7 protein-coding genes are annotated in these 11,335 nt (G+C 51.2%); 1 reads left to right on the plus strand and 6 read right to left on the minus strand.

Annotation, left to right across the window (positions count from 1 at the left end):
- Nucleotides 1–407: 407 nt before the first annotated feature.
- The 4 genes from CCC32_RS05350 to CCC32_RS05365 form a co-directional block, all read right to left on the minus strand.
- Entirely contained in the window at nucleotides 408–2,177 is a 1,770-nt protein-coding gene (locus CCC32_RS05350; RefSeq protein WP_287072815.1) for a phosphoethanolamine transferase, read from the minus strand.
- Between the two features lie 120 nt (nucleotides 2,178–2,297).
- Nucleotides 2,298–3,044 (minus strand): glycosyltransferase family 2 protein, encoded by a 747-nt coding sequence (locus CCC32_RS05355; RefSeq protein ID WP_278839527.1) that lies wholly within the window; start codon nucleotides 3,042–3,044, stop codon nucleotides 2,298–2,300.
- Nucleotides 3,045–3,114: 70 nt separating this feature from the next.
- Nucleotides 3,115–3,732, minus strand: coding sequence for a DUF4294 domain-containing protein (locus CCC32_RS05360; protein ID WP_156132591.1), 618 nt, complete (start codon nucleotides 3,730–3,732; stop codon nucleotides 3,115–3,117).
- 68 nt (nucleotides 3,733–3,800) lie between these two features.
- Nucleotides 3,801–4,529: a lipopolysaccharide kinase InaA family protein gene (locus tag CCC32_RS05365; RefSeq protein ID WP_044072172.1), complete on the minus strand. Its 729-nt coding sequence runs from the start codon at nucleotides 4,527–4,529 to the stop codon at nucleotides 3,801–3,803.
- 236 nt (nucleotides 4,530–4,765) lie between these two features.
- Here CCC32_RS05365 and CCC32_RS05370 point away from each other — a divergent pair, with 236 nt between their 5' ends.
- Complete coding sequence (locus CCC32_RS05370) at nucleotides 4,766–6,715, plus strand: LTA synthase family protein (protein ID WP_287072819.1); 1,950 nt, start codon at nucleotides 4,766–4,768, stop codon at nucleotides 6,713–6,715.
- 741 nt (nucleotides 6,716–7,456) lie between these two features.
- Here the strand turns inward: CCC32_RS05370 and CCC32_RS05375 are convergent.
- The gene (locus tag CCC32_RS05375; RefSeq protein ID WP_287072820.1) at nucleotides 7,457–10,303 is read right to left on the minus strand and encodes a M16 family metallopeptidase; all 2,847 of its coding nucleotides are present in this window, start codon (nucleotides 10,301–10,303) and stop codon (nucleotides 7,457–7,459) included.
- 367 nt (nucleotides 10,304–10,670) lie between these two features.
- Nucleotides 10,671–11,335: nucleoside kinase (locus tag CCC32_RS05380; protein WP_287072822.1), on the minus strand; the 665-nt coding region annotated here is incomplete at its 5' end.

Here is an 11,335-nt window from a genome sequence, read left to right on the forward strand (position 1 = left end):
TACATTAAAAAACTTGCCCAAACTATTGTGTGCGGACACAAAAGGTTGTATCTTTGCAACGTGTTCGGGAGAATACATTTTTCATAGGTTAGTAGTTTGATAAATTTAAGGTAAAGATTATGTTATTAGATTTTAAGACGACTATGATGTTGATGGCAGTAGTCTTAGTAACACTGATTAGTTTTACTGGTTACAACCACAACTGATATCGTTAAAAAGAATTGTTTTCAGGAGGCCGGTTTGAGTGATCAAGTCGTCCTCTATTTTTTTTATATATACCCCTCAACCAGAGTTCAGGAATGCCAAACGCCCGGTTTGGGATTATCCTCCCCAAATCTTATCCACACAAATTTATTTCTGTGTATCTGATTAATTCCGTGTACCCACATCATTTGTGTGTACCCGCATCATTTGTCATCCGCAATGCGAGCCTTTCCCTCGTAAGTGGTGAGGTCGTCGCGAGTATATCTGTATGTTTTGCTTGCCAATGACGAGGACTCGTCGAAATGGTTGGATTCCACATCGAAGATGCCGCACATCAGTTCGTAGGCAAGGTCGTTGGTGAAGAATGCGTCCTTGTTAGCCTTCAGAGCCTCTATGCGGTCGGGATGACACGCCATATATTCATCGGTGAAGCATACGAAAAGCGGTATGCGCACATCGCCGAAGCCGGCGAAGTTTGGCGAACGGTGTCTGTCGGGAATCGTGGCGTGGTCGCTGAAATATACCATCGCCTGCAGGTTCAGGCGTTTGCTGGCATATTCATAAAACTGCCGGAGCACGTCGTCGGTATATCTCAGAGAATTCTCGAAGTTCAAGACATTGTCCTGCACCCCCTGTTCTCCCCATACCGTGCGGTCGGCAGGGTAGCGGTTGAGGAAGTTGAAGTGGCTTCCCTTGAGATGCAGCACGAGGAAGTTGTTCTCCTCCGGGTCCAGCTCGTCGAGGAAATCCACCAGCGACTCATCGTATTGCACCTTTCCCAAGTCCTGTTTCGTCCATTTCGCCACCTCCGCCGTGTTTGCCACCAGCGTTATCGGTGTGTCGTTGGCTCCGAGATGTCCCTGATTGCTATACCAGTGAACGCGGTATCCCAGTTTGTGTGCGATGTCGATAACGGAGCAGGAGTCATAAAACTGTCTGCCGTTGTATTGGTTGTATTCCGTCAGTGCCTTTTCGAGCGACTGCACGGTGTGCATGGCACAGCTGTAAGAGTTGGGAAACAGCACACAATGCTCCTTGTCTTCCGCCATGCCGCGCATCCAAGGCGTGGTGTCGTGGTCCATCTTCGTGAACGCACTCATATAGTCGCGCGATGCCGACTCTCCAATCACCATCATTATAGTGGAAGGCTTGCCGAAGGGCTTTCCCAGTGGTCTCACGTTGAGGTCTTTCAAGCGGCGTTCCGTCTCGGTGACGTAGCGCTTGTCGTTGGCGGAATACTCCTTTATGTCCAGCCATAGCCTTACAATCCCCGACCTCTGGAACATTCCGCGCCGCGGTTTGAACATATACCATGCGAACACCAGAGCCGCCAGGGCAGCCACAGCGATGCGCCATGGTTCCAGAGCCACGCCAGACCGAATGTTCATCATCACCACACCAGCCAGCAGCGCCAATATAGCCACCAGCAGCAGCGCCACCTTCCACCAGGAGTACGACCGTGCGAATTCTATTATCTCGTTGGGGTGGGAGTCTTGCAGTATTTTCATGCCGTTGGCGTCGATACAGGTGCCATAGAGCCTGTAGTATACTGCCAGCGACAGACTCACCATCAGCAGTGCCCATTCAGCTACAGCCACAATCATTCCTCCGCCTATCATGCCCACTGCGGCAGCCAGTCCGAAGATATAAATACCGCAAGCTATCTCACCGTAGTTCTCATAGTCAGGCGATTTCCTGCGGTTTGTCAGATGATAGAGCAGAGGGTATGTTGCAGCCCATGCCACGCCAGTGGCAGCCGCCATGGCGACGGGCAGATTCGGTCTGATGCCTATTATGGCGAGCGGAATCCATACCATCAGCGACGACAGGGCGAAGCGTCTTGTCTGCTGTCCGCGTGCGCTGTGGCTCATTCCGGCGTTGCATCCGTAGTATATGCCGCAGCAGATCGCGAAGGTGATGATCATTCCGATGGATGCCATAAATATTTTCAGATATGTAGGGTCGTTAAGCATAAGAATGGTAGAATTTTGTTTATTGTTTGTTTCGCATGTCTCCGATATGCCGCTCGTCAACTCGTCTAACTAATCTCCTCGTCTCCTCGTCTCCTCGTCAACTTGTCAACTCGTAATACTTCATTTCCCTCTCAGCCTGCACATCAGATAGGGCACTCCGAGGCGCATGATGAATTTCAGTCGCTGCGGCATGGGAATCGTCTCCCACACCACGCTGATGTTGTCGCGCAGTCCCTTCGACCGGTGGCTGTTCGACACACCTCCCGTGTCGAATATCGCTATCGGCAGGTTCACGTATCTGAAGCGCGCCCCCTTCCGGTAGAGTTCGATGAAGGATTTGAAGTCGGCAGACAACCTGTGCTTGATGTCGAAAGGAGTGCTGATGAGGCTGTCGCGGCGTGTGAACACGCACTGGTGGCAGAATATCATGCGATGGTAGAGATAATAGCTCTCGGGAGCTTTCTTTACGTTGCCGTCTTTCACCACGTCGCCATACACCACGTCGGCGTCGGCAAGAGGCTGGCAGAATACGCGTCGCAACACATCATCGGCGGCGAACACGTCGCCGGCGTTCATGAATATCACCCATTCTCCCGTTGCCATCCCCACGCCCTTGTTCATGGCGTCGTAGATGCCGCGGTCAGGTTCGCTCACCCATGTCGTTATCGTTCCCGAATGGGCGTATCGCTTTATCGTGATGATGGTGTCGTCGGTAGACTTTCCGTCCACCACCACAATCTCCTTGTTGGGATAGTCCTGCATCTGCAGGTTGCCGAGAGTCTTCTCCAGCAGTGGTCCGGCGTTGAATGTAACGGTCACTATCGACACCTTCGGCAAGTTGTTTTCTGTCTTTGATGCTTGCTGCATTTTGCGTTTTTGTCTTTTGCGTGTTATATTGTAGGTGGGGCTTCTACCCAGTTGTCTCTCTGTCTCAGCGTTACAGCTGTCCGCTCTCCACGAGTCTCGCCACCCGTTCCGTCTCCTTGTCGTCGCCCTCAGGGTCGTATTTCTTCGTGAGGCTCGCACCGAATGTCCATGCGAAAGCCTGATAGAATCCTGCCCTTATCGGACCGAGGAATGCCTTTACCAGCTGGTACGACGACGAGTTGCACTCTCTGTATACCAGTTTTATGAGCAGCTTTCCCTGCGTCAGCGTCAGCTTCTTCATCCTCGGCGTGTATTCCTTCTTGATACATGCCTCCACGAGCTTCATGTGCTGGTCCTTCGCCTTCTTGTTGGGCAGCGTCTGCAGATATTCGTATGTCTCTATGATGATATGGTTCACCTCCTTGGCTATCGGCAGCACCTTCTTCACGTTGTAAACCAGGCGGTTGTATCTCTGCCGTTGCTTTGGAGTCTTGAACACCTGTGGCGGATACACGTACACGTTGTTCAGTTCCACATATTGTATGCTGTCCTTTCCGTGTAGCACCTTTCCCACCTTCACCATCGGCACGAAGGTAGGGTTGTCCATATCCACCTCGCGGTCCTCCGGTTTCGTGTCGTTGCCGAACACGGGGTTCTGCGCCCTCGCCGTTGTCAGCGTGAGCATCATGACCATTATAGCCAATAATATGAAGTATGGTCTGTTCCTCATCATTGCGCAAAAGATATTATGTTCTTTCAGAGGCGCAGCTTCTTTCTGTTCTCAAACTTGTCGAGCAGTGCCACAGCCTTTCTTACAGTCTCTTCTTCGTCCCATCCCCTGCGCCTGGCATATCCGCGCACCACATATTCGTAGAGGTCGCGCCGGTGAGTGAAGCGCTTCAGGTTTTCAAGACATTGCTTGTCGCTGGGCCATCCGTCGCAGAAATGCGACCGGTTGGTGTCTATCATGTCGAAGTGGTAATTGCCGTCGGCATCGGTAGTATAGAGGAAATTTGCCGAGTTCAGGTCGCCGTGCAACACTCCGTGACTGTGCATCAGCACGATATAGTCAATCACGGCATCGGTGAGCTTGCGGTCGAAGTCCTCCTTGTTCACCAGTTCCTGGAACACCTCCTTGCCCTTGCTCTCCTCGTATACGAAATATCCCACGGTGAATCTGCCGTGCTCATATTCCTCCATGTAAGCCACGGCGCGCGGCGAACTGACTCCACGCTTTCTGAACTCGTCGGCAAACAGGAATGCCCTCTTCGCCTTTGTCCTGCGGAAGTGTGTGTATATGATGCTTTGGATCCAATTCACCCGTTTGTATCGCTTGGCAATGAATGTCAGACCGTCGTGTTCGAGACGTCTCACACTGTTTCGCTTGTCTTTCAGCACCTCTCCCGTGTTTGTGCTGAACAGCGACGGTATGCTGTTGATGTAATCAGAATATTTCTTGTATCGTTCGGCTATTACTGTCTTCATGCTATCTTTTAGTGGTGGAACGTCTGCTGCCTTTTCCGGGCTTGCAGATGGGTACATACGCTGCAAAGGTACATATTTTTATACTTATGCCGCTTAATTTGTTCTGAAATAACTAATTTTGCAGCGTAATTGACGATATTGGGGCTGTCTGCTGCGGGCTACATGCATAAATACCCGAGTATCATGGTGTCAACCGATAACAAATGACCCCAAGGAGAAGGGGGATAATCATAAGAATGAAAATGAATAGAAGCAAGCAGTTTTTCTTGTCGTTGGCATGGCTGGTCAGTGTCCATGCCTTGATGTTGGTAGTTCTGACAGTATTCAGATTGGTGGAGCTGACGTGTCTCCATGGGATGATAACCGACCATGGGGCGAGTGTCGTCACGGCATTCGTCAAGGGCGTGTGGTTTGACAATGTGGTGGCATGCTACATTTCGGTGCTTCCTCTCGCCGTGACCCTCCTTGCCGCCGCCTTCGGATATGCCGGAAAGAAGCTGCGCAAGGGAGTGTGCTATTGGTATTTCGTGTTCTCAGCCATCGTGTTCATGGCATCGGCGGCAAACACACCGTATTTTGAGTATTTCTTCAAGAACATCAACTCCTCCATCTTCGAATGGTTCGGCTATGCCGCCACCACAGCAGGCATGGTGTTTCAGAAGAAATCGTATATCCTCCACATCTTCCTCTATTTCGTCTTCCTCGCCGCATATATCGTGGCGATGATATATATGCGCCGCTATTTCGACAGACGGATAGACCGCTGCCGCAGGGACGACCGCTTCGTGTTGCCGGTGGCGCTGCGCTTCATCGTCTCAGTATGTGTGGTGCTCCTCTGCCTCTTCGGCATCAGGGGCCGTATGGGCTACAACCCCATTAAAATCAGTCAAGCATACTATTGCGACGACCCGTTTCTCAACCAGCTCGGCATCAACCCCGCCTTCAACCTCCTTACCAGTGCTCTCGACGACATGCGCAAGGAGAACCGCGACCTGCATCTAATGCCCTATGCCGAGGCAGTGGGTCTTGCCCGCCAGTCGCTGGGCATAACGGGAGCGGTGGACAGCAGTTGCGTGATGCGCCGTGAGGTGGCTGCCGTGGGCGAACCGCGCCGCTGCAACGTGGTGGTGATACTCATGGAGTCGATGTCGGCGAGCCTGATGCAGACCTTCGGACAGCAGCAGCGCCTCACGCCGAATCTCGATTCGCTCTACAACCATTCCCTCGCCTTTACCCGTTGCTATAGTGCCGGAATACATACCAACCACGGTATGACAGCATCCTTATACTCTTTTCCAGCGCTCATGTTCCGCAATCTGATGAAGGGCACGGTGACGCCACACCGCAAGGGAGTGCCAACAGTGCTCAAGAAGTATGGCTACCACAATATGTTCTTCATGACCCACGAGGCACAGTATGACAACATGAAGGCGTTTTTCACCACCAACGGCTACGATGAGATTTACTCGCAGGAGAATTATCCTAAGAAGGAAATTGTGAACAGCTTCGGAGTGTCAGACCATTTCCTCTTCGACTATGCCCTGGGCACCATCAACAGCCGTGCCAAGAGCGGCAAACCGTTTCTTGCCACTCTCCTCACCATCAGCAACCATCCGCCATACGTGATACCTTCGTTCTTCAAACCCAAGACGCATGACCCGGAGACGCAGATTGTGGAATATGCCGACTGGGCGGTGGGCGACTTCCTGCGCAAGGCGTCGCACGAACCATGGTATAAGAACACTATCTTCGTGATAATGGCAGACCACGGCAAACTCGTGGGCAAGGCTACCACCGAGACTCCGGAATCCTACAACCACATACCGCTCATCATGTTCGGTCCCGGTGTGCCCACGATGCGCTACGACGGACTTGCCCAGCAGGTGGATGTGATGCCTACGCTGCTCTCTCTGCTCAATATGGGGTATGAGTATGACGGTTTCGGACAGGACCTCCTGCATACGTCCCGTCCTATGGTGTTCTATTCTGCCGACAATCAGATTATCGCCCGCGACGGCAAGCGTGTCTATGTGTACAATCCTAAGATGCAGAAGAACTTCTGCTATGTGGAGGAGGCCCGTGGCACCCTGCATGAGACTTCTATGACCTCTGCCTTCAAGCCACTCCAGCGCTATGTCTTCTCGATGATACAGACGGCACAGTTCGTGTTGAAACGGCAGCAGTAGGTAATTACTCACCTGGATAAACCCATTCTGACCTCAAACCCATCCTGACCTTCCCAAAGGACAACCCATCCTAACCTCAAACCCATCCTGACCTTCCCAAAGGGAAGGAACAAGTTACTCCGTCTAATGAGCTATAGCCCCCACCTAGCCTCCCCCGTAGGATAACCCATCCTAGCCTTTCCAAAGGGAAGGAACTTGTTACTCAGAATATTGTCATCAGCCCCCACCTAGCCTCCCCCGTAGGGGAGGGACAGTAACTATTGCTATTGATAATCTATTGATAATCTATTGATAATCAGATAACTACAAACGGCTATCATGCAGTCAAAGGTATCTGTCCCTCCCCTTCGGGGGAGGTTAGGTAGGGGCTGAAGTTCATTAGATGGAGTAATCTGTTCCTTCCCTTTGGGAAGGCTAGGATGGGTTATCCCTTTGGGAAGGTTAGGATGGGTTATCCCTTTGGGAAGGTTAGGATGGGTTATCCCTTTGGGAAGGTTAGGATGGGTTATCCCTTTGGGAAGGTTAGGATGGGTTGTTCTTTGGGTTTAGGTTAGGATGGTTTTTTGTCATTATGGGTTTTAGCCCGAGAGGGGGCTGAAGTCAGCAGGAAAGCCTTTGTCTTGTCCTCTATTTTCAGACAAAACGGGATAAACCTGTATTCAGAAAAACCCACAAAAAAATCCCAGTCGCAAAATAGCGGCTGGGATTTTTTAAGATATATTATCTGTCAGCGTGAAATCATTATTCCTGTGGGAGCATGATAACGCTCACGCTGTTCTTGCCGATGAAGTTGTCCTTCACATACTTAGCAACAGATGCTGGAGTGAGGGCGTTGACGAGCTTCTCGTAGTCAGTGTTGATGTCAACACCTTCCTCGTCCCATGTCTGGATAACGTTCATCCAGTAGCCGTTGGTCTTCAGACCATCCTCATAGCGCTTTACCATCAGGTCCTTGGTCTTGTTCAGCATGTCAGCGTCGATTGTAGAACCGAGCTTCTGCAGCTCCTCGCGCATGATCTTGATAGCGATGTCCTTCTTCTCAGGCTTAACAGGGCAGTAGCCGTAGATAGCGTTGAATGGAACGTCGCTGCCGAGGTTGGCGAAACCGCCTGCGTTAGCTGAGTATGCAGCGCTCTGCTCCTCGCGGATAGTCTTCAGATATACCATGTCGAGCACCTGTCCGGCTGCGTCGGCCTTGATAGAGTTGTCGAGAGTGAATGGCACGGTGTTGTTATACCAGAACATGTAGATGTTAGACTTAGGAGTCTCCATCTTGCGGTGGAATGTGTTGTCCACGGTGCCTGTAGCATACTTGGAGATCTTGTTGAAGTTCTCGTGAACGAACTTCTTGCCCTTCTTCACTGAAGGCAGAGAAGCGATGTAAGTCTCGATGTACTGACGGACGAGAGTCTCGTCGAAGTTACCTACGATAGTGAATGTGAAGTCAGCAGCGTTGGCAGTGCGCTCCTTGGCGATCTGCAGGATGCGGTCGTAGTTGGCGTTGTCGAGGTCTTTCTCTTCGAGAGAAATCTGACGGGCGTCGTGAGCGTGGAGAGTGTATGTTACAGAGTCCTGGAGAGCGCTCTCAGCAGAGAGAGACTTGTTCTTCAGGGCAGCGCGATACTGGTTGATAAGCGAGTTGAAAGCCTGCTCGTCCTTCTTGATGTTAGTGAAGTAGAGATAGTTCATCTGGAACATTGTCTCCATATCCTTCGGTGTGCAGCTTCCGCTGACATACTCGTGGAGGTTAGATAAAGACAGGTTCACGTTGGCGTTCTTGCCGGCGAGTACCTTCTGCAGCTCTGTGCTGCTGAAGTTTCCGAGTCCGCTGTAGCTTATCACGTCGTTGAACAGGTCGAGGTTCACTCTCTCCTTTGCATCGTAGAGAGACTTACCACCCTTTGAAGAACCGTTGAACAATACCTCACCCTCTTTCAGGTTAGTCTTCTTCAGCAATACGCGTGCACCGTTGCTCAGTGTCAGCTCCTTGTATCCGAACTTGGCATTCTCCTTCTCAGAAACGATCTTGCCAGCCTTTGGCTGCTCTGCGATGAGAGGCTCCTGCTTAACATTGTCTACGTAAGCCTCGATCTTCTCTGCGCGGGCATCGTCGTAAGCCTTCTTCAAGCTTGCCTCTGTAGAGTATACCATACCTTCCTTCTCAGTTGTGGTGTTGTAGATCACAACGTTAGAGTCGCTGAGGCTGATGAGCTGCTTCATAGCCTCGTTTACCACATCTACAGGCAGCATCGGAGTGAGCTGCTGCATGATCTGGTAAGTCTGCTCGATAGAGAGCAGAGGCTCCTTCTCAAGATAGTTGCTTGCGCAAGCGCGGCCGAACACGTCGTTGTTGATCTTGTCGCGGTTGGTATACTTCTTCTCAAGGGCGCTCATGTAGTTTGCCTTGGCACGCTCATACTCAGTAGCGGTGAAGCCGAACTTGGCTGCACGCATAGCCTCGCGGGTCAGGGCAGCGAGAGAAGCCTCTGTCTGTCCGTCCTTTGGAGTGGCGATGAATGTGAACGCATCCTTTGTCTTGGCGAAGATATAGTTGCCGGCATATCCGTAAGCGCTTACGAATGGGGCGTCAGCCTTCTGTGCTTCCTCCTGCAGACGTGCGTTCAGCATGGCAGAAGCCATGTCGGTAACGAAGTCCTCGATGAGGTATGGCAGATAGCCCTTCTGGTCTTCCGGAGTAGAGTCATACTTGAACATCAGCTCCACTGAGTTCATCTGCTCCTCCTTGTCCTTGTCGACGATGATGATTGGCTCAGCATTGTCTGGAACCTGCTCGTCAACGATAGGTGCCGGGTTTTCCGGGTTCTTGATGTCAGAGAACATCTCCTTGATCTTAGCCTCGGTGCGGTCTACGTCGATGTCACCAACCACGATGATAGCCTGGTTTGTTGGGTGATACCACTTCTCGTAGTAGTCGCGCAGAGCCTTAGGCTTGAAGTTGTCGATTACCGACATCAGACCGATAGGGTAGCGCTTGCCGTACTTGCTGCCAGGGTAGAGCTTCTCGAGGTTGCGCTCGAACATACGGCTGCTTGCCGATGTGCGCATACGCCACTCCTCGTGGATAACGCCGCGCTCCTGGTCGATTTCTTTAGGATCGAGAGTCAGGTTGTTGCTCCAGTCCTTTAGGATGAGCAGACAAGAGTCGAGGGCTGCGATGCCACGGTCTGTAGGAACATTGTTGATGTTGTATACAGTCTGGTCGATGGATGTGTAGGCATTCAGGTCGCCGCCGAACTGCACGCCGAGTGAACGGGTGTAGTCGATAACACCGTTGCCTGGGAAATTCTTTGTTCCGTTGAAGCACATGTGCTCAAGGAAGTGTGCCAGACCGCGCTGGTTCTCTTCCTCCTGGATAGAACCCACACGCTGGGCGATGTAGAAGTTCACACGCTTCTCTGGATAACCGTTGTGGCGCACGTAGTAAGTCAGTCCGTTTGCCAGTTTGCCTGTCCTTATTGCTGGATCGATAGGCAGGGGCTGCATCATTGGGTTGGCCTCCTGTGCGTTGATGCCCAGTGCGCCTGTGACAACCAATGCCGCAAACACTAAGATTTTTCTGATTTTCATGTTTATTATTGTTTAAAATTATTGTATGTCTTTCTTCGTAAAATATCCGGTAATGGTGGAAATAACTCCACAAAATTAGGAAATTTACAATTACCATACGATTTAAACCCTGATTTAACTACAGAAAAGCCTTGATATATAACCTATTTTAACATATTTGGCTGGCATTTAGTGGAATAGACCATCCGGTTTTGCCTGGATTCTGATCCAAATCGGTCATCAGGCAGTTGGTGTTTTAAGAAAATCCAAGTAAGTCCTGATGACAGATTGGGTTAAATCAAATTCCAAGCAATGCCTTATGACCGATTTGAGTTTAAAGACAAATCGCTCCCTTCCCTCTTCGGAGGTCAGGATGGATTGCCCCTCATCAATATTTGAAAGAGCTTCCGCCGAGGAACTCCCTGAGCAGCGAAGTGGGCGGTACCTGGCGGTTTGTGATAGGCTTGATGTATTTCAGGAACTTCAGCAGCCTGTATGCCTCACTGTATTCGTCACAGTTCTCAGGCACCTGCTCAAGCAGCGGCACCGCCTGCTGCTTTATCACCGCCAGCTCAAAGATCATCGCCGTGTTGAACATGGCGTCGGCATTCTCCTGGAACGGGAATATCCATTTGTTCTCGCCAGCCCTCACCGAAGGCCAGCGGTGTATTGTCTCCATGGCGTTCACGCCGCGGTATTTGTAGTCGCGGATGATGCGTCGGAGCAGACGGTTGTCGGTGGTAGGTACATAGTTGTGGCTGTCGAGCAATATGGTGGTGAATGCTGAGGCATAGACACGGAATATCTGTTCGTCGGGAATCTGTGCCGTCAGTTCCGGGTTCAGTGCATGGATGCCTTCCACCACGAGCACGTCGTTCTCGTGCATCTTCAGTTTCTTGCCGCTCTTCTCGCTGCGTCCCGTCTGGAAGTTGTATTTCGGCAGCTCTATCTCCTTGCCGTTGAATAGGTCGTTCATCTGCTGGTTGAGCAGCGGGATGTTGAGGGCATAGAGACTCTCGTAGTCGTATTCGCCATATCTCGTCCTTCGGTGTG

Source organism: Prevotella sp. LMAG:51, assembly GCF_008680225.1.
Taxonomy (GTDB): Bacteria; Bacteroidota; Bacteroidia; order Bacteroidales; family Bacteroidaceae; genus Prevotella; species Prevotella pectinovora.